The 23,763-nt window shown below is 59.2% G+C and carries 21 protein-coding genes; 10 read left to right on the top strand and 11 right to left on the bottom strand.

The window, feature by feature from the left end:
- Nucleotides 1–82: 82 nt before the first annotated feature.
- From ARB25_RS03575 to ARB25_RS03555, 7 genes are all read right to left on the bottom strand, one after another.
- Nucleotides 83–1,363: an IS256 family transposase gene (locus ARB25_RS03575; protein WP_055285850.1), complete on the bottom strand. Its 1,281-nt coding sequence runs from the start codon at nt 1,361–1,363 to the stop codon at nt 83–85.
- An 82-nt stretch (nt 1,364–1,445) separates the two neighbouring features.
- Nucleotides 1,446–1,604: a hypothetical protein gene (locus ARB25_RS09960; protein ID WP_156327669.1), complete on the bottom strand. Its 159-nt coding sequence runs from the start codon at nt 1,602–1,604 to the stop codon at nt 1,446–1,448.
- Nucleotides 1,605–1,746: 142 nt separating this feature from the next.
- Nucleotides 1,747–2,439, bottom strand: coding sequence for a hypothetical protein (locus ARB25_RS09955; RefSeq protein WP_156327668.1), 693 nt, complete (start codon nt 2,437–2,439; stop codon nt 1,747–1,749).
- A gap of 8 nt (nt 2,440–2,447) precedes the next feature.
- A complete protein-coding gene (pglX, locus tag ARB25_RS03570) occupies nt 2,448–4,943 on the bottom strand; it encodes a BREX-1 system adenine-specific DNA-methyltransferase PglX (RefSeq protein ID WP_055285848.1) in 2,496 nt (831 codons plus the stop codon).
- Between the two features lie 66 nt (nt 4,944–5,009).
- Complete coding sequence (gene brxC, locus ARB25_RS03565; protein WP_055285846.1) at nt 5,010–8,672, bottom strand: BREX system P-loop protein BrxC; 3,663 nt, start codon at nt 8,670–8,672, stop codon at nt 5,010–5,012.
- 78 nt (nt 8,673–8,750) lie between these two features.
- The gene (locus tag ARB25_RS03560) at nt 8,751–9,443 is read right to left on the bottom strand and encodes a DUF1788 domain-containing protein (protein WP_055285844.1); all 693 of its coding nucleotides are present in this window, start codon (nt 9,441–9,443) and stop codon (nt 8,751–8,753) included.
- A 1-nt stretch (nt 9,444) separates the two neighbouring features.
- Nucleotides 9,445–10,095, bottom strand: coding sequence for a DUF1819 family protein (locus tag ARB25_RS03555; RefSeq protein ID WP_055285843.1), 651 nt, complete (start codon nt 10,093–10,095; stop codon nt 9,445–9,447).
- A gap of 340 nt (nt 10,096–10,435) precedes the next feature.
- On the opposite strand from ARB25_RS03555, the gene ARB25_RS03550 reads away from it, so the two are divergent.
- The 5 genes from ARB25_RS03550 (at nt 10,436) to ARB25_RS03530 (ending at nt 15,344) form a co-directional block, all read left to right on the top strand.
- Nucleotides 10,436–10,726 carry a type II toxin-antitoxin system prevent-host-death family antitoxin gene (locus tag ARB25_RS03550; protein WP_055285841.1) on the top strand — a complete coding sequence of 97 codons (291 nt, stop codon included), beginning with the start codon at nt 10,436–10,438 and terminating at the stop codon, nt 10,724–10,726.
- A gap of 136 nt (nt 10,727–10,862) precedes the next feature.
- A complete protein-coding gene (gene serC / locus ARB25_RS03545) occupies nt 10,863–11,987 on the top strand; it encodes a 3-phosphoserine/phosphohydroxythreonine transaminase (RefSeq protein WP_055285840.1) in 1,125 nt (374 codons plus the stop codon).
- Nucleotides 11,988–12,059: 72 nt separating this feature from the next.
- Nucleotides 12,060–13,223 carry a phosphoglycerate dehydrogenase gene (locus ARB25_RS03540; RefSeq protein ID WP_055285838.1) on the top strand — a complete coding sequence of 388 codons (1,164 nt, stop codon included), beginning with the start codon at nt 12,060–12,062 and terminating at the stop codon, nt 13,221–13,223.
- A 177-nt stretch (nt 13,224–13,400) separates the two neighbouring features.
- Nucleotides 13,401–14,621, top strand: coding sequence for a M20 family metallopeptidase (locus ARB25_RS03535; RefSeq protein WP_055285836.1), 1,221 nt, complete (start codon nt 13,401–13,403; stop codon nt 14,619–14,621).
- 39 nt (nt 14,622–14,660) lie between these two features.
- Nucleotides 14,661–15,344, top strand: a complete 684-nt coding sequence (locus ARB25_RS03530; protein WP_055285834.1) for a DUF1015 family protein — start codon at nt 14,661–14,663, stop codon at nt 15,342–15,344.
- A gap of 129 nt (nt 15,345–15,473) precedes the next feature.
- Here the strand turns inward: ARB25_RS03530 and ARB25_RS03525 are convergent, their stop codons facing one another.
- From ARB25_RS03525 to ARB25_RS03515, 3 genes are all read right to left on the bottom strand, one after another.
- Entirely contained in the window at nt 15,474–16,109 is a 636-nt protein-coding gene (locus tag ARB25_RS03525) for a histidine phosphatase family protein (RefSeq protein WP_055285833.1), read from the bottom strand.
- 17 nt (nt 16,110–16,126) lie between these two features.
- Nucleotides 16,127–16,669, bottom strand: a complete 543-nt coding sequence (locus ARB25_RS03520) for a histidine phosphatase family protein (RefSeq protein ID WP_055285831.1) — start codon at nt 16,667–16,669, stop codon at nt 16,127–16,129.
- An 82-nt stretch (nt 16,670–16,751) separates the two neighbouring features.
- Nucleotides 16,752–17,423 (bottom strand): nitroreductase family protein, encoded by a 672-nt coding sequence (locus ARB25_RS03515; protein WP_216595105.1) that lies wholly within the window; start codon nt 17,421–17,423, stop codon nt 16,752–16,754.
- Nucleotides 17,424–17,658: 235 nt separating this feature from the next.
- Here ARB25_RS03515 and ARB25_RS03510 point away from each other — a divergent pair, with 235 nt between their 5' ends.
- Both ARB25_RS03510 and ARB25_RS03505 read left to right on the top strand, forming a co-directional pair.
- Entirely contained in the window at nt 17,659–18,261 is a 603-nt protein-coding gene (locus ARB25_RS03510; protein ID WP_055285829.1) for an HdeD family acid-resistance protein, read from the top strand.
- Entirely contained in the window at nt 18,262–18,744 is a 483-nt protein-coding gene (locus ARB25_RS03505; RefSeq protein WP_055285827.1) for a YaiI/YqxD family protein, read from the top strand. It begins immediately after the preceding gene.
- Between the two features lie 167 nt (nt 18,745–18,911).
- Here ARB25_RS03505 and ARB25_RS03500 read toward each other — a convergent pair whose 3' ends face one another.
- Nucleotides 18,912–20,054 carry a putative manganese transporter gene (locus tag ARB25_RS03500; RefSeq protein WP_055285825.1) on the bottom strand — a complete coding sequence of 381 codons (1,143 nt, stop codon included), beginning with the start codon at nt 20,052–20,054 and terminating at the stop codon, nt 18,912–18,914.
- A gap of 171 nt (nt 20,055–20,225) precedes the next feature.
- On the opposite strand from ARB25_RS03500, the gene ARB25_RS03495 reads away from it, so the two are divergent.
- The 3 genes from ARB25_RS03495 to ARB25_RS03485 all read left to right on the top strand — a co-directional run bounded on the left by ARB25_RS03495 (nt 20,226) and on the right by ARB25_RS03485 (nt 23,711).
- Nucleotides 20,226–21,194: a 3'-5' exonuclease gene (locus ARB25_RS03495; RefSeq protein ID WP_055285823.1), complete on the top strand. Its 969-nt coding sequence runs from the start codon at nt 20,226–20,228 to the stop codon at nt 21,192–21,194.
- A 640-nt stretch (nt 21,195–21,834) separates the two neighbouring features.
- Nucleotides 21,835–22,956: a putative endonuclease domain-containing protein gene (locus ARB25_RS03490; protein ID WP_156327667.1), complete on the top strand. Its 1,122-nt coding sequence runs from the start codon at nt 21,835–21,837 to the stop codon at nt 22,954–22,956.
- 389 nt (nt 22,957–23,345) lie between these two features.
- Nucleotides 23,346–23,711 (top strand): ArsR/SmtB family transcription factor, encoded by a 366-nt coding sequence (locus ARB25_RS03485; RefSeq protein ID WP_055285819.1) that lies wholly within the window; start codon nt 23,346–23,348, stop codon nt 23,709–23,711.
- Nucleotides 23,712–23,763: the final 52 nt, after the last annotated feature.

Raw genomic sequence — 23,763 nt, 5'->3', positions numbered from 1 at the left:
GGTAATGTCGAGAAAGTTGGTGTAGCGCCCGATCCGAAGTGAGTCGGCCCGGCGTCCTGGAATCTGGAATACGGTTGATATCCTATGCCGCCTCGACCCTGTCCGCAAGCTCGAGGCCGGACTCGAGCATCTTCCTGGCCTCCGCCTCAAGCCGCGCCCACTCGACGGGACCGTCGATTCCCCGAGTGCGACCGTCATCGTAGAGCTCGTTCATCCTCACCTCCGAGAAGTACCTGGACTCCTGCCATATCTCGTCCTGCTCGCACATGACCGCGCCCGCGAGCCGCACCAGCGAGCCCGTGGAGGGGAACACCTGCACGACGCGCGACCTGCGCTTTATCTCCCGGTTGGTCCTCTCCTGCACGTTGTTGGTGCGCAGGCGCTTCCAGTGGGTCGGCGGGAAGTCGAGGTAGGCCAGCGCGTCGGGCTCGGCCTCCTCCAGCACCGCCGCCGCCCTGGGGCAGCACCCCTCCAGCATGTCGCACGCCGCGTGGTACATGGCCGTCACGGTGGCGGCGTCGCGCCCGCGGAACACCTGCGACACGATCCTGCCCACGCGGCGCCTGAGCTGCCAGGAGCCGGCCTCGCGCATGCAGTCGCGCATGAGGTGGACCGCGCAGCGCTGCCACGCGGCGCCCTGGAAGACCTCGCCGAGCGCCCGGACGAGCCCCGGGTGAGCGTCCGAGACGACGAGCCGCACGCCCGCCGCCCCGCGCGAGCGGATAGCCCGCAGGAAGGCGAGCCACGAGTCGTAGGACTCGGTGTCGACCACGTCGACGCCCAGGACGCGCCTCCAGCCGCCCGCATCGCAGCCGATGGCGGTGACCACGGCGGTGGAGGCGACGCGCCCCTCGCGGCGGCACTTGACGTAGGTCGCGTCGAGCCAGACGTAGGGCACCGGCGAGCCGCCGAGCGGCCTTGCGCACAGGTCCTCGATGTCTGCGTCCAGGCTCGAGGCGATGGCGCTCACCTGGTCCTTCGAGAGCCTGGAGACGCCCATCTTCTCGGCCACCCTCTGCACCTTGCGGGTGCTCGTGCCCGTGGCGTACATCTCGGCCACGGCGGCCACGAGCGCGCGGTCGACGCGCTGGTAGCGCTCGAGCACGTCCTCAGGGAAGAAGCTGCCGGAGCGCAGCTTGGGGATGCGCAGCGTCAGCGTGCCGACGCAGGTGGCGAGCGACCTCTCGCGGTAGCCGTTTCGGCTGTTCGCCCCGCCGCCGCACAGCTGGTCGGCCTCGGCGTCCATCACGGCGTTCACGACCTGCTCGGCTAGTCTGCGGAGCAGCTCCTGCATGTCGATGGCGCCGTCGTCGAAACGGGGCATGGCGAGCATGTCCGGCGTCGGGTCTGATAAGATTCCCATAGCGGTCTTCGTCCTTTCCTAGAACCTGTTGTTGTGGTGATTTCAGATTCTAGGACGAAGGCCGTTCTTCGTTAAACGGGCGCTAGGGTGTCACCCTTACACCAACATTTTCGACGCGATCCATGTTGTAGATCTTGGCAAAGATTCGGTTGAGCTCCTCCTCGTTAGCGCGAAGCTGCTCAAAGCGAGCATTTACCTCGGCCTTGCGAGCCTCATATTTATCTTGAAGTAAAGTGGCCATGGTAGGCCATCCTTTCGTTGCTTTTGGAAACCACTGCGAAGAAACGGATTGCAGTATCCAAAAAAACCGCTAAAACGCTCTCCCCGCTGTACAGGAAGCTTGAGGAACTAAGTCGATGCAAATTTCGCACCTATTCTAACTACTAGCTTTTATCTCTATATCTCTTGTCTCTTAGCGAGAGCAGATTCACCCATGCATCAAGCGTATCCTCTTTCAGTAGCATTCTTGCCGTGACGTTTCCTTTACCGTTTGCGTCCTGTAAAGCCCACCACACTGATCCATCGGGCTTAACAACTCGCAAATATTGACCATGAGCGAGAGCATTCCTCAGATGTCTAAAAACGGCGTCAAGTCTTCTAAATGAACTTTTATTCTGTTTTCTCCTGCCTGTTTTGGTCTTCGCACCCGGCTTGAATTCTGAAAGCCCAGCAATCCTTTTGTTAAGACAAGCAGCTGTTGATAAGCAAATGAGGGCAAACTCGTAATCTCGTTTAATAAAATCAGATGAATCGCTACCTGCTTCGTGGGCCGCTTTTGCAAGGTCATTAGGGGTATATGCCCATCTTGTTTTAACGGCACTGTCGAAACACATCTGTTCAAGAAACGCATTTGCCTGAACAGTAGTATAAATATTCAAATCAGTAATAAACCCATTGGTCTGCCTCGTAGCATCAATAGCTTCTGATTCGGATACAAATCTTTGCAAATATATGCGTAGTTTTTTCTTAGAGACATCGTCCTTATACGATTCATGAACCTGTTTTATCCACGACGCATCATTCTTAAGAGGTGGATGTGCGCATTTATTATTGTTAGCCTTTTTCTTCTGCGACATGTGGACTCCTAAACGAGAGGATGACGTTTGAAATCCCAGGAGGTTTCAAACGAGTCCCAGTCGGTTTTTGATAATCCTCTGCTTTCCTTAAATAACCCGTCTACGAGATTGAAGCAACTCAGTAGGACGGGAAATTTATCCACATCACCAGCGTTAACGTTCAGAGTTGGAGCAATTAACGAAAAATACTCTTTAGAAACGCTGGAGTTAAGCAGCGACAACATATAACCGATTTTATCCTCAGGAACAAAAAGGCACATGCCGGCATGCTCTGAAAGACAATTGGACGCATACCTAAACGAAGGGATGGACGAAGTAATCGCCGACCATGAAATGGCGGGCTTGAATTTCAGTTCATCCGAATAATCTTGCGCATGGTTTCCTTCACGCGAGGCCGACTCAAACACACTGTGACCGTTATTTGACCAATCAATTACAGAGTCAAGATTACCGAACCATTTACGATAAGAGCCTCCCTTTGTGCAGGGGTGCCATTTTCTGCCACTAAATAAATCGGATACAGATGATGACGAAAAACCGATAGTCCCAACGGCGCACTCCCACCAAAGCCTAATGAACTTATCATTTTTACCAGTGATAATTCCTTTAGACGTTCTTCCGAACGAAGATAGTTTAACGCCATCAGCCATCGCAGAGAGTAGTCCGTCGCTGGCCCAGTAGGCTATGGAGGTGCCAGGAACCTGTTTGAAGGTGTCGGCGTTGCGGCGGTAGAACCATCCGCAGTCGGGGTTTTGGATGGCCTCGACCAGTTTGAGCCCCTTGGCCTCAGAGCCGTTGATATCAACAAGGCGCACATAGGTGCCCTCGGCGTCCGAATGCTGGTTGTAGATCACGTCGGCTGTAACGTTGACGACCTCGCCGCCGATAGCATCAAACGCGCGAGGTCCCAGATGGGCCATGGAAACGATTGTCTTGTTGTCGATAACCTTGGCGCGCATCTTCTCAAAGCTGCCCAGGAACATCCAACTCTGCATGGTAACCATTGCGGCGTAGCCCTTATCCTCGACAAGGTTAAAACCGCGCTCGATAAAGCACGTGCAGAGGTCGCTCTTCACGTCGGGGTAGTTCTTCTTGATCCACTTGCTCATGAATGGATTAAAGCTGCTGCTGCCCATATACGGAGGATTCGCAACGGTACAGGTAAAACGACGGGACAGCTTCTCGCAGATGGCGGCAGCGCTTTCGAGCTTAGTTTTGGTCGCAGAAGCAAAAAGGTCCTCGGAACAACTCGCGGCGGCAGCCTTGAGCTCGTCGATCTCGTCCTCTGAGGGATTGAGCAGCGAACCGATCTCGCCCAAATGACTCAGCTCCTCGGCGAGCTTCTTGTTACCCGGCAGCTCGTCCTCCCCTAGCGGGATACTCGAGAGCACGGTAACGTCGGCGCGAACGCCACGCCTAAAGAAGCGACGGTCGTGCTCGCGGGCGCACATAGCAAGCGTCAGCTCCGCAATCTGTGCCGCGCGGGAATCGATTTCCATACCTACAAGGTTTTTAGTAAGAATGAGCTCGGGAATCTCGCGCTCACGATAGCCGCGCTCCTCGTACATATGGAAGAGCAGCTCAAACGCATAGACCAAGATATGGCCCGAGCCGCATGCGGGGTCGCAGAGGGTTATCTCCTCGGGACTCGAAATGCGAATGAAGTCCTCGTGCTCAGCATCGGGCTCGATGTAATACTCCATGCGCTCGCGTAGCGAACTCCCCGGATTGTTGAGCATCCACAGACGGCCGAGCGAGTTCTCGACCATATAGCGCACGATCCACTCGGGGGTGAAGAGCTGCGTGGCGGGCGCGATGTCCGCCGCCGCTGCCTTGCGCTTGGACTTGAAGAACTCGTCTTTAACGTCGGCATTGTAGTACTGATACATCCAGCCCAGAACGGTCACGCCCTCGCGCCAGTCCTCGTCAGTGAGGACGGCATTGAGTTTGCCCGCCACACTGTCAGCCATCATGAGGCCCTGGGGCAACAGCAGCTCCATGGCTCCGCCCACGCGTTCAAAGACGCCCGGCAGGCAATCGGCAAGCTCCTCGCACTGAGCAACAAACAGGTAGCGCCACAACGGTTCATCCAAGCCCGCCATCTTGAGCTCGGCTATGCGATCGGTATCGGCCGTCGTTATTTCCACGTCCAGTGCGTTCTCCACGGCCTCGCTGCCATGGCTGCCGTCCGCACGACTTAGCATGCGCATACGGCTGGGAAGCCATCCGCATGCATCCATGAAGCGAATGGCCACGATGCGGTTGAACCAGGTGTAGGCCGCACGGTCGCGCAGCGCCTCGTGACCCACCTCTGCCTGCATGCGCAGCAGTTCGTCGCGTTGCTCAATCTCAGCCGGACTTAGGGGCAGGCCGTTGACGGTCTCGGACCCAACGGGCGCGAGTGCAGGTTCGGTGATGCCGTAGCGCACCATCTGCGCCTCCACGCCTTTGATGAGCTCCGTACGGGCCCAGGTGCAGAAGCTCTTAAGAGCAGAATCGTTCATGGTTGATGAGCCTTTCTAAACGCCATAAGCCACCGGTGCGCGCTTTGGCACCGGTGGCTCCGCGGGTTAGTTGATACGGATCTCGTCGTTTGCAGAGAGCGCCTGCATAAGGCGGGAGCGCAGTTCGTCCACGTAGCGCTCCACGTCCTCTGCGGACAAGAGACGACTCGGCTTGGCCAGATCGGCGCGGCGCACAGTCTTGATCTTGCGCTGGGGCTTGGGCGCGGGCACGGGAGCAGACGGTGCGGCGCCCTTGTTGGAGACCTTCTTGACCACCTCGCCCGTACTCATGACCTCGGTGGTGCGGCGCTCGTTGTCCATACGCACGCGGGCCTCATCCACAGCGTCGTACATCTCGTTGGCCGCCGCACTGAGCCAGTCGCCCCAGTTAGTTGCAACAACGCTCAGTTCGTTGAGACTTTGAGCGCTGTGGGCACGGTTTTTGAACGACTCGTATTTAGTGCCGGCGTCTGCTATGGCATCCTTGGCCTGATTGACAAAGCCCTTTTGACTCTCGGCCTGCGCCCGCAGGTCTTGCAGATCGCTCTCGATGCGACACAAAAACTCATTGCGGCGGATGCCCAACAGCTTTTTCATGTCATCCTCGACGGGATCCATAAGCGGCTGCAGGTTTTTAATACGGCCGTAGGGCTTGGGATTTTTGAGGATCTCACGAACCGTTGCCACGTTCTCCACCGCACCGGGAATGTCATCGGAGGCATACTCGATACCCTCGGTGCGGTTCAAGAAATCCCTGGCGTGGTCAAACGCTGTTCGTTGATTGGACTCGAAGAACTCAACCACCTTGTCAAAGTCTTCCTTGGCATCGAGCAAACGCTCCTCATGCTTGGTGAACGTGGTCAAGAACGCCTCGGCCTCGTTCTGGTCCTTAAGGACGTCGGCCACCTCCGAGCGCATCTTCTCGCACTCGTCCTCACCGGGATACGGGTAGGCCGGCTTGATGCCCGTGTAGTAGTCGCGTGCCATGGCGAGGCACGCCTCGCGCAAGCCCTCAAGACGCTCTTTGAGCTCGGCCACGAGCTTATCCTCGTTGGAGGGTACGGTCTTGAGATCAAACAGGTCACACATGAGTTCGCCCGTGGCACGTAGCAACCGGTCGCTCATGCGCATGCGCAAGCGCACCTGGGCCTTATCGGCATCCTTGCGCAGGAGCGCCACCATGCGGCTGTCGTTAGTTTGAACCGTCTGACCGCCAAACAGCACCTGCGCGCGCTGCTCCACCACAAGCTGCGCCACCACATTTGCGATGTCGACCTCGCGCCAGCCAAAAGGCTTTTGCTGGTACTGGCGCTGGATATCGCCCATAGCGGTATCCAGGTGGCGCTGGTGCTGCACTTTGAGGTAGTCCTCGACCTCTTTGAGCGCACGCGTGTTACCTGCATCCATGCCAGCGAGCCCCACTTGAACGTTGCCCACCAGAGTAGAGCGAATATCGGAATCGCTCGTGACCGGCGCGCCGATATAGTCGGCCTTTTCAAAGACCACATCGCACAGCTGCGCCAGCACCTGCTCAAAGACCTGAGCGGGTTTGGCAGCACGGATCTCAATCATGCGACCGTTGACGGCGCATCGTGCATGGAGCACCGCCTCAGCCAAAAGGGCGTCAGCCTCTTTCTCGTTAAAGTCCTTCTCGCGCATTTTGGCCTCGACAATCTGGCGGGTACTCGGCGGTAGCTCCTGCAGATTGCGCGTCTGGGCGTACATGCGAATCTTAGCGGCGTTGACGAGTGGGGCCCAATAATCCACCTCGTCGCTCAAGGCCACGATGGCCTTATCCACGGATTTCAATGCCAGCTCGGCATCGTCCGAACGGCCCAGATCGCTGGCCATGGTCACCACGGAAAGCTCCATGCCGCCCATGCTGGTACCGTGGATTGAGCCGTCCACATAGCGGTCAAACGGAAAGTCGTTGGCCCCGCGGTTGAGTTTGCGCGCAGTGTAGATGCTTTCGAACAGGCACTTCTTGATGTACTCAATCACCTTCGCGTTGTCGATCGGAGTGCGTGCGATCTCCTGCGCTATCTCCTGCTCCTCGTCGGTGAGGAAGCTATAGGTATCGCCCTGGCGTGCCACGTAGCTCTCGCGCTCCAAGCGGGCCAGAGATTCCTTGACGCGGTCCTTAAGGGCGCGCTTGTCCACGTCCAGGCTATCAATCATAAGGATGGAGATGTTCTCGACCGTGGCCTTGACGTAGCCGATGTAGCGGATCGAGTACAGGAGCTTAAGCACCCGGACATCGTAGCTCTCAAGACCCTCTGCGTTTTCAGCCGCGCGCTCCGCACAGACGACGACCTGAATGATGCCGTGCTCCAAATCCTTGGAGATTGTGTCGAAGAAGCGCCAGAACGGCACGAGTGCACCAGTCTGGTCATGCTGAATGGCCTGAGCGCTCTCCTGAAACGCGCTCAGCATGGAGCGCTCGCCCGTGGACATGTGCTTGGCCTTAACACCGTGCTTGCGTACCTCGGTCATCACGTCGGGCAGAAGCTTAAACTGGTAGCCCACAAACGGGTAGCTGGCCACAAAATCCTTGGAGTTGGCGAAGCCGGCAAGGTCGGAGCGTGAGCCGCCCTCAAAGGTAAAGTTGTTTTTGAGGACGGCGGCGTCTTGCTCGTAGACCTGTGCAAGCATATCGGCCGCCGGCGCGGTCTTCTCGAGCACACGGCGCTGGATGACCTCGTCCACGCTGGAGCTGGAGAGCGAAAGGCGGGTATTGAAGCGGCCTTGGATCTTTGAAAAGTCGTTGCCCACGGGCAGGCTCAGGTTGTCGATGGCCTCCTGGCTCGTAACCATCACCCACACGCGGCCACCGCAGGCGGCACCCAGCTCCTCGACGATGGTCTGAAGACTCAACATAAGGCTTGGATCCCGGTCGTTTGTAATAAACTGACCCACCTCGTCAACCATAAAGAGTAAACGGTAGTTACCGCCGTGGGCCGCTGCCTGAGCGTCTACGTAGTCCTTGACCTTTTTGGCAAAGACATCGGGGGCCAAAACCTCGTCCTCAGAACCCTCAAGCCAGTTCCATGCGGCCTTTTCGCTCATGCCGAGCACGCTCTGCAGCACCTCGACGACGTCGTCCTCAAAGTAGCTGTAGGTGTCGCGGGTCTGGAGCCAGGACTCGCCGTTGACGCGCTCAAAGGCCTCGCGGAACTCCTGGGTCTTGCCCAGGGAATCGATGTGGTCCTCGAGTTTTGCAAGCTTTAGGTCCTCGCCGTAGAAGCCGCGCGCCTCGTAGAACATGCGCTCAAAGCCACGAAGCAGCGCCGTGGGAGCCGTATCGCCCTGCTTCCACTGGCCCGCCTTGCTATCGATGTTAAAGAGGATGGCCTGCGTGGGCACCGAGCAGGCGCGCTCCATGGCAGCCTCGACCATGGGGTCGACGATCTTGCCGTCAAAGTAGCGGATGGCGCTCTTGCCGCCGATCTGGCGATTCTCGAGCAGGTAGCTCAGCATCTTGAGGAAGTGCGATTTACCGGAACCGAAGAAACCACTGATCCACACGCCGATCTTGTCGGTGCGCACATCGATGGCATCGCCGTAGGCCTTGAAGAACGTGGCAAAATGCCTCTGCAACTCGCGCGTCACCACGTACTCGTCAAGCTCCTGGCGGATGGACCCATCTTTTGAATCCTGGACCTTGACCACGCCGTTGATGGAGCGGTTGATGTCTTTTGCAAAGAGGTCGCGAATGATCGTGTTGTCCATGGGTACTCCTTTGGGTTTGGGAACGTTATGGCAAAGGGTTGTTACCGGCGGCAGGGACTTGTCTGCGGGGTGCCGCGCTTACGAGATATCGATGGCGCGATAGTAGTTGTCGGCCGGCAGACGGTTAAAGAGCTGGAAAGAAGAGCCGTTGAAACTGCCCGGATAGGCGGCGACCACAGGCACCTCATCAAAATCCGCAAGCATGCAGTGGAGAAGCGTGTGTATGCGAAAGAACGGGAAAACCTCGCCCGCGCCGGTGAGGAGAACGACGTCTCCAGGCGCGTGCGGCTCGGTCTGCTCAAGGATGTACGCGGCGACTTTCTCGGGCGAGGCGAACTTGGCCACGTCCTCGAGCACGCGCTGGGTACCGCGGCGCTCCTCTTGGTGCGGGATAGCCTTGAGGACACGGCGCTTTTCGAGAATTGCCAGCACGGCGTCGTAAAGGTTCACGACCTTGAGCGTGCACGGAAGCTTGTCGGCCTCGGCATCGCGTGAAAGGGTGTCAAATAATGCACGCGCCTCAAACTCCAGCGCGGGGTCATAGCAAAAGGTGTGGAAGCCGATCTCATTGCCTATGCCCTTGTTGGCCAAAAAGTCCTCGCTGCACAGGCACTCGCGTAGAAGCTGCGCACGGCGCTCAAATTCCTGACAGACGCGCTCGGAGCGGACATGCGCCGCCACGACGCTCTTGCGGGAATGGATGCCGATATTGGTGGTGAGATCGGTCGCCGGGGTGATAACAGGGTCGACGGCGCTTTTGACGGGAGCCACGCTACATCACCGCCCTGCCGGTAAGGGCCGCGATAAGCGACTGCTCGCCCAGCTGAACCAAGGCTCGCTCGACATCGGAATCGAGGAAGAGTGGTGACAGGCGCTCGGACTCCGGGCCCTGGCCCTCGCCGATAAGGCCGGCATGGCGGAGCGTCTGGCGGAGCGAGCCCTTAATGCGCTTGACCGTGGCCTCAGTCCAGCGGGCCGCGTCCGGATACTCCGTGGTAAAGCGTGTCATAAAGGCGTTGAGGTCAACCGCCGTAAAGGCATAATCGAAGTTTTGTAGGCGCTCCCCTACCTCGACGAGCACGAGCTCGCGCACGATATCGTAGCGGCAGATCATGCTGTAGAAGATGGCCTGGTCCGCCTGCGTGGGAGTGCCGGATGCCATGAGCCTGGTTAGGGATGACGCAGCCTCGACGGCGGTTTTGGGGTCGATGCCGCGCGCGGCGCATAAGGCGTCCGTGGGCACCATGGCGTCAAGGCGGCGAAGGCACACGGTTGCGCGGTTGGCGACCATGCGCTCCGTGGGATATTGAAAGAGGTTCTCGCTCTTTACGCGTACAATGACCTGCTCGTCGCTTGCGCCCTGTGTACGTAGGGCAGCGACGATGCGCATCTCATGCGGGAGGAATTGCTCGCGGGTGAGCACCCCCCCCCGAACGCTTTTTGTGGTTACATCCACAGTACACGCTCCAAGGGTGTCAAAGGCTGTCACAAGTGCGCCGCAACCCGGCAGGCAGGCGCGGCGCACATGACAATAATCATACCTGTTGGTAAAAAAGTTACCACGCCCAGAGTGTCAAATGTTGAGCAACAAAATTTAATCCGGTTAACGGTCATTTTCGCAGCTCAGAAGCTTTGACGAGGTCGCCCCACACCACACTTGCCAGACAACCGCGCTTACGAATGCAGGCACGCACACGCCCAGCGCCATCCTCCGCTATATTCAACATAGAGTTATACATATGCTTCTATGTAAGGAGTTTCGTATGCCTGTCGTAAAGCCTATTTCTGATCTGCAGCGCAACTCTGGCGCTATTGCAGAGAGCTGCCACAAGACCAAAGAGCCCGTCTGCCTAACCAAAAACGGACCGGCGTCGCTTGTCGTCATGGATGCCGAGACCTATGGCGATCAGAGGCGCGCACTAACCACCATTCAGGAACACGAAGATCACGTTCAACGTGCCATCACGCGTAGCTACGACGACCTCACCAACAGTCGCGTCCGCCCGCGGAAACAAGCGAAGGCCGAGGCAGATCGGATGCGAGCCATCAGGTAAGGTCACCCTTACCCCATGTAACCATCCTGTAAATCATAGCGGCGCAGTCGAGTTTTACCGTGATGCGGTCGCGCCTGGCGCTCCACTGTGCTAAAGTATCCCGAACGTTCAAACGACTACGAGGGGGAACTAGAAGATGGCACGTGTGCACAACTTCTCAGCTGGCCCGGCCGCGCTGCCTACAAGCGTGCTCGCCGAGATCGCCGACGAGATGATGGACTACCGCGGTTGCGGCATGTCCGTGCTCGAGATGAGCCATCGATCTAGCATGTACCAGCAGATCATCGATGACGCCGAGGCAACCCTGCGCCGTCTGCTGAGCATCCCCGACAACTACCGTGTCCTGTTTTTGCAGGGCGGCGCCACGCTGCAGTTTGCGGGCATCCCCATGAACCTCATGCGCCGCGGCCGCGCCGGCTACGTCGTGACCGGCAACTTTGCCAACAAAGCATACAAGGAGGCCGCCAAGTACGGCGAGGCCGTGCTGCTCGCGAGCTCCGAGGACACCAACTTTGACCGCATCCCCGACATGACCGACATCAACGCGCGCATTGCCGCCGAGGCCGCAGGCGAAGGACTCGACTATGTCTACATCTGCCAGAACAACACCATCTTTGGCACCATGTTCCACGAGCTGCCCGATTGCGGCGACGTGCCGCTGGTCGCCGATGTCTCGAGCTGCTTTCTGTCACAGCCGCTCGACGTCGAGCGCTACGGGCTCATCTACGCCGGCGCTCAGAAAAACGCCGGCGCCGCGGGCGTCACCGTGGTTATCGTGCGCGACGACCTGATCGCCGAAGGCCCCGCCTTTGCGCAGACGCCGCAGTACATGGACCTTAAGACCCAGGCCGCCAAGGGCTCCATGCTCAACACGCCCAACACCTTTGGCATCTACGTGTGCGGCAAGGTGTTTCGTTGGGTTGAGCAGACCGGCGGACTTGCCGCCATGGCCGAGCGCAACTGGGCCAAGGCCAACCTGCTCTATGACCTGCTCGAGCACAGCGAGCTGTTCCATGGCACCGCGCAGGAGGACAGCCGCTCCATCGCCAACGTCACGTTCCGTACCGGCGATGCCGAGCTCGATGCGGCCTTTGTCGCAGGCGCGGCCGAGCACCAGATTCAAAACGTCAAGGGCCATCGCCTGGTGGGCGGCATGCGCGCCAGCGTCTATAACGCCGTAACCATGGAAGACGTGCAGGCACTGGCCTCGTACATGAAGGACTTCGAAGCGCAGCATAGTTTGAGTCCGCGATCTAACTAGCCCGCAACCCGCGGGCCGACCAGCCACCTCAGACCACCCTGTTTAGATCAAAACCTGCTAAGGAGTTTTTCCATGCGCAAGATTAAGACCATCGACGACATCACTAAAGACGGCAAAGTCGAGTTTGGCGAGGGCTACGAGTTTGTAAGCACCGCCGAAGAGGCCGACGCCATCCTGATGCGTTCCACCGACCTGCACGGCTACGAGCTGCCCGAGGGCATCCGCGCCATCGCCCGCTGCGGCGCCGGCGTCAACAACATCCCCATCGAGGAGTACGCCAAGAAAGGCGTCGTCGTCTTTAACTCCCCCGGCGCCAACAGCAACGCCGTCAAGGAGCTCGTCCTGGGCATGCTGGTGCTTTCGAGCCGCGGCGTAGTGCAGTCGATGAACTGGGTGCGCGACAACGCCGACGACCCCGAGATCCAGGTCGATGCCGAGAAGGCCAAGAAGGCCTTTGTGGGCCGCGAGCTCAAGGGCAAGCGCATCGGCGTCATCGGCCTGGGCAACGTGGGCTCCAAGGTCGCCAACGCCTGCGTCGATCTGGGCATGGACGTCTACGGCTACGATCCGTTCATTTCCGTTGAGCACGCGTGGGTGCTGAGCCGCGAGGTGCAGCGCGTGGGCACGCTCGAGGATCTGTGCCGCGGCTGCGACTACCTCACCGTGCACGTGCCCAGCAAGGCAGACACCATCGGCATGATCAGCACCGAGCAGATTAACCTGCTGGCACCGGGCGCCGTGCTCATCAACTACGCGCGCGAAACCATCATTGACGAGGACGCCGTCGACGCCGCCCTGCGCGAGGGCAAGCTCAGCTGGTTTAGCTGCGACTTTGCCACGCCCAAGACCGTCAAGATGCCCAACACGTTTATCACCACGCACTCGGGCGCCGGCACCGGCGAGGCCGAGGCCAACTGCGCCGACATGGCCATCAGCGAGCTCAAGGATTACCTGGAAAACGGCAACATCGCGCACAGCGTCAACTACCCCGCCTGCAGCATGGGCAAGGCGCGCGCCGCGAGCCGCATCGCCTGCCTGCACGCCAACGTGCCCAACATGATCGGCCAGATCACGGCCATCCTGGCCAAGGACAACGCCAACGTACAGCGCATGACCAACGAGTCCGCTGGCGAGAACGCCTACACTATGTTCGACACCGACGAGCACCTGGACGGCAGCACCATCGAGGCGCTCAAGCAGATTCCGTCGATGTATCGCGTGCGCGTAATCAAATAGCGCCGGCTGATCTGACGGGCAGTTCCCCATGTGGCCTGCCCGTCACTGACATTGAATGCCCGCGGGGACGCCTTTCGCACGAGAGGCGCCCCCGTTTTTGTGAGCACTCCATTAAATACACCGAGCCGCTTCTTGACATACAATCTGTATGTTGACCTAACTATCTGTGAGGTGCCTATGGTTGATACAGATTTTGCTTGGCGGCTTACGCAAGGACTCGTGCGGATCGACAGCTCGGACCCGGGTGCGTATGAGGACGAGATTGAGCGCTATATCAAAGCGTTGGTTGAGCACCGGGTGGCACAGCTGAGCCATCCGGTGCTCCATGCCGTGCAGGTTGAGGAACTCGAGGTGCTGCCCGGGCGCCGCAACCTTATGGTCACCGTGCCGGGACTGAGCGACGAGCCACGGCTCGTCTATATCTGCCATATGGATACCGTTACGCTGGGCGATGGCTGGGACGCGGACATTCCGCCGCTCGGAGCGATCGTGCGTAACGATAAACTCTATGGCCGCGGTGCCTGCGATATGAAGGGTGGCCTGGCCTGCGCCATTGCCGCACTGGTCCATACGCTCGAGCGCGTGGCGGCAGAAGGCGAGCTGCCCCGCCGTGGCTTCTCACTCATTTGCTCGGTCGACGAGGAGGACTTTATGCGCGGCTCAGAGGCCGCGATCGATGCCGGCTGGGTCGGCTCGCGTGAATGGGTGCTGGACACCGAACCCACCGACGGACAGATCCAGGTGGCGCACAAGGGGCGCACGTGGTTCGAGATTGAAATGGCTGGCGTAACGGCGCATGCGAGCCAGCCGTGGAAGGGCGCGGATGCCGTCGCCGCCATGGCCGAGGTCGTGTGTTCGCTCCGTCGCGCGTTTGTGGCGCTGCCCGCGCACGATGAGCTGGGGCCTTCGACCATCACGTTTGGCCAAATCGAGGGCGGATATCGCCCCTATGTCGTGCCCGACCGCGCCAAAGTCTGGGTCGACATGCGCCTGACCCCGCCGACCGATACGGCCGCCGCGATGCGCATGGTAGAGCAGGCCATCGCCGTTGCCGAAGCCGCGGTCCCCGGCTGCCATGGAAGCTACACCGTGACAGGCGACCGCCCCGCTATCGAGCGCGATCCAAGCTCTCCTCTTCTAGCCGCGCTCAAGCGTGTCGCCGATGACGTGACGGGGGCGGACACGACCGTCGGCTTCTTTACCGGCTACACCGACACCGCTGTCATTGCCGGCAAGACAGGTAACCGCAATTGCATGAGCTACGGTCCCGGGTCGCTCGCGCTCGCGCACAAGCCCAACGAATATGTGCCCCATGCCGATATCGTTCGTTGTCAGCAGGTGCTGATCGCGCTCGCCGATAACGTGCTCTGGGACGCGAGCGGCCAAGTTGGGGCATAATAAGCCGCGAACAAACCGACTCGTGCGTTAGGACCGCCCATGAAAGCACTTCCGTTTCCCTGCATCCGCCCGGCTCAGGACCGCGTGCTCGAGGCGCTGCCTGCAATGGGCAGCATCCTGAGCGGCAACGATGCTCTGCGCGGAGCCATTGCCGATGGCCTGATGCTCAAGGACCCGGGTGCGGCGTATTACGTGTACGAATGCTCGGGCGAGCCGGGGCGCGTAACAGGTGTCGTGGCGATCTGCCCGACGAGTGTACTTGCGGGCGGCAAGGGCGTTGCCAGCGCTGACGTGGCCGCCGCTGCGCACGCGATCGCCGAACTCAAAGTTCAGCCTCGTCCCGTGTCGCTCGCCTACGAGGCCTCGCCCGTCATGGATATCATCCTGGGCGCCGCCAAAGAGGGCGCGTCGCTCTACGCCGTCACCGACCCCGCGGGCATTACGCACCGCGCGTGGGAGGTCAAGCGCGAGGACGCCGTCGGCGCCATCCGTGCCATGCTCGACCAGGCGCCGGAGCCGGTACTGGCCGACGACCCTGCCTACGCTGGCGCACTAGTCGGGGTATCACAGCTCCTGGCCGATGAGGCCCGTTCCGCCGGAACGTACACCGGCAAGGAGCCGTTCAACTTTACCGTTGCCGCGCTCTTCCCCGCTGCGCAGGTCAGCGGCGGCGCACCGCAGGTTCCGACGGGTCTGCTCACGCACCAAGTCGCGCGGTTCTAGCAAGACCAGACCGCGCAGCACAAAAATCGGCAGCTCAACAAACAGGGGGCGGAGATGCAGCAGGTACATGCATCTCCGCCCCTTTTGCGTCGAGAAGTTATGCCGGCGACCCGAGCCGCCACGCTCGCGTTATCCGCGCTGCGGACCTGCAGTAGCCACAAGCGGTTCAAGGCCCAGCTCGCGTGCGTAATCCTCCTGCGTAAAAATCTCAATCAGCTCAAACGTGTCGGATTCGTCGTCAAACGCAAAGTGCAGCACCGAGCAGTTGCCCGGCACACGATCGCGTTCGTCGGCCGCCGCACCCTTCACGTGGTCCATGAACTCCTTGATGGCCGAGCCATGGCTTACCGCGAGCACGCACGTATGGTCCGAACGCTGCATAAGCTCGGTCAACGTCGCCACCATGCGCTCGCGCACCTGCATCTGGCCCTCGCCGCCAAACTGGCGATAGAAGTCGCACCACGGGCGCTCGGGCATGAGCATCACGCGCTCGGCCTCAAAGTCACCAAAGAACCACTCACGCAGGCCGTCCAGGCGCTCGTACGCCAAGCCCGGCCACAAGTTGGCGATAGTCTGCTCGGTGCGATGAAGCGTGGAGGTGTAGGCATGATCGGGCTCAATGCCGCGCGCACGTAAAAACATGCCGGCGCGCGCCGCCTGGTCGCAACCCAACTGCGTAAGCGGCGAGTCACTCCACCCCTGAATGATACGCTTAAGGTTGAATATCGTCTGTCCATGACGGACCAGATACAGATCTTTATTCATAGGGGTCCTTTCGTTCGTTACCAACCCAAAAGCGAAAACGCCCCGTCGCAATAGCCAAAATGAAGCACGGCACCGTTGTCGGGCAGCTCTCCCTCGCCAGTCACATACTCAAGAAACTCCTGGCAGGCAGAGCCGTGGGAGACTGCCAAAACGCAGTTGTGCTGCGGTCTGGCCATGATGCGGGACAGCGCCGCGACCATGCGCGACTGAAGCTCACTTTCCGACTCGCCACCAAAGGCAACCGGATAATCACCCCAGGGCTGCGGCGGCATCTCGCGATTTGATGTGCCCTCCAGCGAGCCAAAATGCCACTCACGCAGGTCATCGACCAGCTCTATGGAACGGCCCTCGCCAACGATAAGCTCGGCCGTATGCCGCGCCCGGCCCAACGGCGAGGAATACACATGATCAAAGGCCACGCCACGCGCCGCAAACGCCGTACGCGCCGTCAGTGCCTGCTCGCGCCCGCGTGCCGTAAGCGACGAATCGTGCCAGCCCTGCAAAATGCTCTGCACATTGAGCTCAGTCTGCCCATGCCGAACCAAATACAGATCTGCCACACACCCTCCCCTCGTACCACCACAAAGGGGACAGGCACCTTTGTGGTGGTTTACCGCCGGATCACACCGCGGTGACACTCAACTACACCAGCACGTCGGCGAGCGAACGCTTGGGTACGTGGTGCACCTGCGCCTCGTCGCGCCAATAATTGATGGAGCCGTCGGGGTTGGAATCGATCGCATCGATCACCTGTGTCTCGGCCGGAACGCCAAACGCCATGATCAGCTTGAGCTCATATTTGTCGTTATCGAGCCCCATGGCATCGATCGCGCGGGGCGTAAAGGCCTTGAACATACAGGCTGCCACCTCGGGCGTGGCGCTACGGGCGGCAAGCATCATCGTCTGCGCGGCAATGCCCGTGTCGACCTCGGTAATGGGAGCGGCAGGCTTGCCCGGAACGGCGCGCTCGGCCAAAATCGCGATGTAGCCGGTCGGGCGCTCGCCCTCGGCAGGACCCGGCCAATCCTTAAGCGCGCCGGCCCATGCAAGCTCATCAAATACGCGCGCGCAATCCTCGGCACCGCTCACCACATGAAAACGAAGACGCTGAGCATTGGCGCCGCAGGGAGCCAGGTGCGCCAGTTCCGCCAGCTCGAGCAAAAACTCGCGCGGCACGCGCATGGACTCGTCAAAGCGACGGCACGTACGGGCGCGGCGAACCAACGCATCAAACGCGTTCAAGCCGAGCTTTTCGCAACCCTGCTCTGCCATCGATTCGACACTCGACGGCGCCTCGGGAACTGCTTCGTTCATAGGGACCCCCAATACAAGCCAATTGTCCTTAGGAAAATCTAACCTAAAACGTAGGCAATAACGAACAGGGCTGCAATGTTCTACACCTGTTGAATAGAAAATCGCAACGTGGGGAACAACGGAAACAATTCGGGGCCTTTGGGTTACGTTTCGCCCTCTCCGACCCATACGCCAGCGCCTTTAGGCGATACTGGTTGTAACGATCAAGGCTTACGCCGCACGGAAAGGAGACATTATGGGCATCTTTAAGAACGATGACCAAAAATCGAGCCAGTTTGGATTTGACGAGAAAAGCATGGCGGGCAAAGCCGTCAAGGCCGTGCGCTGGATTTACGCCATCACGGGCGTCTTAGCGCTCATTGCTGGTATCGCGCTGCTTTTTGCACCCGCCAAGTCCCTCGTCTTTTTGACGACTGTCCTGGGTTTTTACTTTGTAATCACTGCTGCCATCAGGCTGTTCACCGCCATTTTTGAGCCGCTGCTGCCCGCCGGCTGGCGCGTGACGAGCATCATCTCCAACCTGCTCATCATTCTGGGCGGCGTCATAATCCTGCGCAATCAGGCCTTCTCGACCGCAACGCTCACCACGCTCGTGGTGGTCGTGGCCGGCTTTGGCTGGATCGTCGAAGGTGTCATGTCCATTCTGGAGTCCGAGCTTTCGTCTAACCGCGCCCTCGCCATCCTGAGCGGCGCGCTCTCCATCATCGCCGGCATGTTCGTGTTTATCTATCCGCTGTGGTCGGCAAAGATGCTCGTCATCTTTAGCGGCGCCGCGCTCCTGGTGTTTGGCGTGACGCTCATTGTCCGCGCCATTCAGTTTGGCAAACTGGTGCACTAGATGCCAAGAACGCTCTTTATTGATGCCGACGCCTGCCCGGTTACGCGCGAGTCAATCGACTGCGCGCGGCGGGCGGGCGTTGCCGTGGTCATCGCCGGCAACAGCACGCAAAACCTGGAACGCCACATTCGCCGCGACGATCCGCGCGATGCCGAGCACGCGCGACGCGACTTTTGGGTCACCACGCTCGATGTGAGCGTGGGCGCCGATAGTGCCGACTTCGCCATTGTCGAACGCCTGCAGGCGGGCGACGTGGTCGTGACGCAGGACATTGGCCTGGCGAGCATGGTGCTCGGCCGCGATGCCGTCGCAATCGGTGTGCGCGGGCGCGTGTACGACAAGGCGACCATCGACATGCAGCTGTTTATTCGTCACGAGGAAAAGAAGGTGCGTCGCGCCGGCGGTCGCACCCGCGGACCGGCAGCCTTCACCAGCGAAGACCGCGCTCGCTTTAAGCGCAACCTCACCGAGCTGCTGCGCTAACCAAGGTAGATTTTTGGGATATGCCCGGAAATCTGCCTTTTTGTTTTGGGCGGTATGAGCGCTCGGAATCCATGACTCAACAAAAAAACGGGCTTCAAAATGCCATGCCTCGCCGCATTGTATAGGCGCCGAGCTGGCTATTTTGAAGCCCGTTTTGTTAGACCTACTTAGAGGCCGAAGGCGGATAGGATGAGGCCCCAGCCGGCGCCGATGACGTACATCATGACCAGGAACACGGCGTTTTCGCGAGCGCTGCGGTTGGTGCGGAACAGGACCAGGTAGCCCACGCCGGCGGAAATGAGCGTACCGGCGAGCATCGGCGCCAGCTGTAGCGCGCCCTCCAGGTACAGCTGCGTGATGACCACGCTGGCCGAGCAATTGGGAATCAGCCCGACAAGCGCCGTACCCAGGACAGCGAGCGTCTCGTTGCCGCGCAGGAACTGCTCGATTGCGGATTCGCCAAAGGTCTCGAGCACGGCGACCAGAATCAGCGTCACCAGGAAAATGAATACCGAAACCTGCACGGTGTGCGAGATAGCGCTGCGGATGATTGCCAGGAGGGGCGCGCCCTCGTGGGAGTGGGAGTGACCGTGGTCATGGTCGCAAGCACAGCCGAGCTCGTGAGCATGATCACCCTCGTGGCCGTGCTCATGACCGTGTTCGTGGCCGTGCTCATGACCGTGTTCGTGGCCGTGCCCATGCCCGTGCTCGTCCTCATCCTCGTCACAGCCGCAATGATCGCGCTCGCACAGCTCATGGATGTGATCGGCGCTTACGCCCGCCTCGGCCACTTCGTCAATGATGTCGCCCCCGGTATGGTCGTCGTGCGCGCAGTTCACATGGGCCGGATTGGCAGCGGTCCCCAGCACGGTACGGCGAATCGCCGCATGCGCGCGGGCATTACGACGAAGGCCGCGGATAGCCGCATCCACGATAAAGCCCGTGACCAGAGCGATCAGCGCCTTCGAGGCGAGCAGCATCGCCATGGTCTGCACGGGAACTTGCTCGGCGAGCAACAGCGGCAACATCTCGTCGGAGGTCGAGAGGAACACGGCGACCAGCGTACCCAGCGTCACGACACGGCCGGCGTACAGCGTTGCTGCCATGGCCGAAAATCCGCACTGAGGCACCATGCCCAGCAGCGAGCCAACCACGGGGCCCGCGGCGCCGGCGCGCTTGATGGCCCCGTTAACGCGGTCGCCCGCAACATGCTCGAGCGTCTCGAGGGCCAGATATGTCACCAATAAGAACGGCACCAGCGAGAGCGTGTCCTTGCCGGCGTCGAGCAGAATATCAATCAGCAAATCCATGACGGATGGAACCTTTCGTGTCTTTCGGCAGCATTGTAAAAGTCCTAGCGGTCAACTAGGGTATTGTAGTTGTCCCGGGCGCGGTGCCAATAGTTGCCCATGGTAAACTATCATCTCGCCATAACTCGACAAACCCGAGCCGCACAACGCGGCCCATCCAAGGAGCAGCATATGAACGTATCGCAAGCACTCGAATACGAGCGCCAGCCGTTTATTCCCATGTTTATCTACGGCGATCACGGCGCCATGGAATCCGAGCGCCAGAAGGGCGAGGAGGCCCTTAAGGTGCTCGAAACCGAGTACTTTACCGCCGAGGGGGACCCCGGTTTCGACTTTGCAACCGTGCGCGACCTGGCCGATCGCAACCGCGACCTGTGCGACCAGATTGGCGAGGCGCGCCTGCGCAACGTGACGCCTGCGACGCTTTCGCGTGGTCTGTCCGATGCCGACACCTGCGCGGCCATCGGTAAGATGCAAAAGCGTACCGCCGCATCGGTCATGCGCGAGATCCGCGGCGACCGCGACGCACTCGGCGTGGCCTACGCCCGCAAGCCCATCCAGGGCACCGTGCTGGGCATCGATATCGAGACCACCGGCCGTGCGCCCGAGCGCGGCTATATCATCAACGTGGGCTGGGAGATCATGGAGCTCACCAGCGACGCCGTCCCGCACGACGCCGAGGCACACTACTGCGGCCTGCCCGATATCTACCGCGGCGAGGATGTGCCGTTGTCGAATATCCACCACATCACCTGGGACGACATCGACGGAAAGGAGCCGTTCCGCGAGAACAAGGAGCTGCAGAAGCAGCTGCTCAAGCTCATGAAGAAGTACCCGTACATGGCACACAACGCCGCGTTTGAGGACAGCTGGTTCAAGATTCACCTGGACGGTTACGCCGAGGCGCGTCGTGCCGGCAAGATTATCGTCATCGACTCGCGCCAGATCTGCCGCAGCCTGGATGCCGACGTCCGCTCGCTCCCCCGCGAATCCGCCCCCGCCGCGCTCGAGAACTGGGCGCGCCGCCGTGGAACCCTCGCCGCCGACGCCAACGAGCAGCATCTGGGCCTGGACGACACCGACCTCATGCTCCGCACCGTCCAAGCCGAGCTCAACCTCAAGAACCTGTTCGCGAAATAACCGATCCATCTGCGGGAGCGCCTGCCAGGCACAGCGCAATCCGTCTGGGCGAACCGGCACGCAGTAAACTAGGCAGCAGCCTTATGGCTGCTGCCTAGTTTTTTTTCAAAACGAGCAAATACGCGTGCCTCACACAGTCGACAGGTTACCCCACCTACATTTTTCGAGTTGTTCGGCCAGCTGAACCACTAGTCAAGGCCCATTGAACCGCAATCGAGCGCTGTAGTCGCCTTAATTTCGCAACCAAGCCCCATTAATCTACCCGAATCAATTCGAATAGGACGTTGCGATTGCACCATTCGTATAGGATAAGGCCGAATAACTCAATATATGTTGGTGAGGCGTCTTGGCGGTCGGCAAAATCGCTTAGAAGCTACGAATTCGCAACTAGAATTCACCAAAAAGGGCGCAGCTGACAGAAACCTCCCCAGCCGAAGCTGCTCCCTCGATACGACAGCTCAAAAACCCACCGTTCGCAGAAGATAAGCCGCGCCCCAATACCGTTGCCCGAAGTTTCGGACGTACGTGGCGTCCGCTATGCCATCATGCGCGTATGGGAATCGTTCTGTCACATACCACGGCACGCGCTGTATACCAAACAGCCAACTCGCTCGCAAGCTACGCGACCGATCCCATACCTATGGAAAAGATCAGGGTGTCTGCGCCGACCACGTCCGACCTGGAAGCGGCACGAGCATGGCTCAACAGAAAGAATGTCGATTCTGAAAGCATCCATGTGCTGACATTTTCCAATAATGCCAAAAGGCACCGCAAAGGCTGCATCTGCCACTGCACGCGCTATACGTTTGATGCAGAAAGCTACTTAGAACTCGAGCCGAACGTCTACATCGTCGATATCAAGCTGTGCGCGTTAGAAGCAACAGCCGACCTCAACCTTTCGGAGCTCGTTGAGTATTACTTTGAAATCTGCGGCTCCTACGCGCTTGGAACGTCCGACGAAACTCAATATCGCGAGCGCCCAGCCCTAACCAGCGTTGAAGAGCTCAGAGCCTTCTTTTCAGAGGCACCGGGGTATCGTGGATCTAATAAAGCACTTAAGGCACTTTCTTATGTACACGAAGGCTGTCGCTCCCCACTCGAAACGGCGTTTGTCATGATGCTGACAATGCCCAAGTCAATGGGTGGCTTAGCCATACGCGCTATCAAAACGGATTATCCGATCCCAGTCCCCAAAAGATACGCCGCCCTAACGCGACGGACGGTTTTCTACCTCGACGCGCTGCTCGAAAATTCGATGACCGATATCGAATACAACGGCTTTTACCACGACGAACCCGAGCAGCAATCAATTGACGAGGAGCGCCGAAACACGCTGCGAAACATGGGATATGCCGTTATCACAGTTAGTCGTCATTCGTTTTTCAAGCAGTCCGCTTTTAGGCGGGTCATGGAAGCGATTCGCATTCGCGAGAAGATCTGGCCCGGTCGACTCCCGGATAACTTCGCCATCCTGCAAGAAACTCTTCGTCAATTTGTCTTGCGGCGCTACTTCGAATACGGTCGCCGCGTCCTGGAGACACTCAAAGAAGAAGAGGCCGCCAAGCGCGAAATTGCAAGCCAATATCCGCAAGCTGATGACCCGAGCATCAACGATGTGCCCGAACCCGACGACATGCAACACGTCGGGGCCCTTGCTGAGGAAATCAATGGGACTTGGGAATGTGACATGTTCGCAAAAATCGATGAAAACCGCACGGAAGACGACACGATTATTGATCTAATTGAGAATTCGCTCTTCTAAAGGCGATCTCTGCGGATGTCCACCTACATTTTTCGACTTATTCGGCCACCGATGTGCCAGATTGGCTGCAGCAATGCTCAATATATCTTTAGATAAAACTGATTCTGCAGAAACTCCCGTAGAGGAAGAACTGATTCTCGCGGTATTTGACACGATAAAGTACAAATATGAACAGTTCTAATGCTTCTCAAGGTGGCTTTCTTAGCATGCTAGCCGAACATCTCGAAATATGTTGGCGAGCATTGCGTCGATGTCTCCCAACCCACAGAAAATCGCAGAGGCGGCAAGCAGTCATCGAAATTAACGCAAATTGTATTGACATATGAACATACACTCATATAATCGAAAGCAAGTTATATGAGCGCATGTTCATATGAAAGGATATTGCAATGAGCATCCGCGTTGATGAAACGAAACCCGACATCGAGGCCACCGAACCCGCGATCCCCACCACCTGCTCGCCCGAGGACCTTCCCGACGAGGAACTTCTCTACGACCTCGCCGACCTGTTCAAGGTCTTCAGCGACACCACGCGCATCAAGATCCTCTATGCCCTCATGGGCCGCGAGCTCTGCGTGGCAGACATCGCCGAAGCGACCGAGACCTCGCAGTCCGCGGTGTCGCACCAGCTGCGCACGCTTAAGCAGTCGCACCTGGTCAAGTTCCGCCGCGACGGCCGCAACATCCTCTACTCGCTTGCCGACGATCACGTCTACACCATGCTCAACCAGGGCATGAGCCATATCTGCGAATAGCAACCAACCACGGTACCAGCGCGGCCTGCACCCAAGCCGCAAATACAGGGAA

Origin of the sequence: Collinsella aerofaciens, from assembly GCF_001405375.1 — a bacterium.
In the GTDB taxonomy this organism is placed as follows: Bacteria; Actinomycetota; Coriobacteriia; order Coriobacteriales; family Coriobacteriaceae; genus Collinsella; species Collinsella aerofaciens_F.
The sequence above is the reverse complement of the archived record's forward strand: the minus strand, read 5'-3'. Positions and strand labels throughout refer to the sequence as shown.

Bases quoted from the DNA above. Each gene is read 5' to 3' on its own strand.
- ARB25_RS03575 (WP_055285850.1), bottom strand. From the start codon at position 1,363: ATGGGAATCTTATCAGACCCGACGCCGGACATGCTCGCCATGCCCCGT.
- ARB25_RS09960 (WP_156327669.1), bottom strand. From the start codon at position 1,604: ATGGCCACTTTACTTCAAGATAAATATGAGGCTCGCAAGGCCGAGGTA.
- ARB25_RS09955 (WP_156327668.1), bottom strand. From the start codon at position 2,439: ATGTCGCAGAAGAAAAAGGCTAACAATAATAAATGCGCACATCCACCT.
- pglX (WP_055285848.1), bottom strand. From the start codon at position 4,943: ATGAACGATTCTGCTCTTAAGAGCTTCTGCACCTGGGCCCGTACGGAG.
- brxC (WP_055285846.1), bottom strand. From the start codon at position 8,672: ATGGACAACACGATCATTCGCGACCTCTTTGCAAAAGACATCAACCGC.
- ARB25_RS03550 (WP_055285841.1), top strand. From the start codon at position 10,436: ATGCCTGTCGTAAAGCCTATTTCTGATCTGCAGCGCAACTCTGGCGCT.
- serC (WP_055285840.1), top strand. From the start codon at position 10,863: ATGGCACGTGTGCACAACTTCTCAGCTGGCCCGGCCGCGCTGCCTACA.
- ARB25_RS03540 (WP_055285838.1), top strand. From the start codon at position 12,060: ATGCGCAAGATTAAGACCATCGACGACATCACTAAAGACGGCAAAGTC.
- ARB25_RS03535 (WP_055285836.1), top strand. From the start codon at position 13,401: ATGGTTGATACAGATTTTGCTTGGCGGCTTACGCAAGGACTCGTGCGG.
- ARB25_RS03530 (WP_055285834.1), top strand. From the start codon at position 14,661: ATGAAAGCACTTCCGTTTCCCTGCATCCGCCCGGCTCAGGACCGCGTG.
- ARB25_RS03525 (WP_055285833.1), bottom strand. From the start codon at position 16,109: ATGAATAAAGATCTGTATCTGGTCCGTCATGGACAGACGATATTCAAC.
- ARB25_RS03515 (WP_216595105.1), bottom strand. From the start codon at position 17,423: ATGAACGAAGCAGTTCCCGAGGCGCCGTCGAGTGTCGAATCGATGGCA.
- ARB25_RS03510 (WP_055285829.1), top strand. From the start codon at position 17,659: ATGGGCATCTTTAAGAACGATGACCAAAAATCGAGCCAGTTTGGATTT.
- ARB25_RS03505 (WP_055285827.1), top strand. From the start codon at position 18,262: ATGCCAAGAACGCTCTTTATTGATGCCGACGCCTGCCCGGTTACGCGC.
- ARB25_RS03500 (WP_055285825.1), bottom strand. From the start codon at position 20,054: ATGGATTTGCTGATTGATATTCTGCTCGACGCCGGCAAGGACACGCTC.
- ARB25_RS03495 (WP_055285823.1), top strand. From the start codon at position 20,226: ATGAACGTATCGCAAGCACTCGAATACGAGCGCCAGCCGTTTATTCCC.
- ARB25_RS03490 (WP_156327667.1), top strand. From the start codon at position 21,835: ATGGAAAAGATCAGGGTGTCTGCGCCGACCACGTCCGACCTGGAAGCG.
- ARB25_RS03485 (WP_055285819.1), top strand. From the start codon at position 23,346: ATGAGCATCCGCGTTGATGAAACGAAACCCGACATCGAGGCCACCGAA.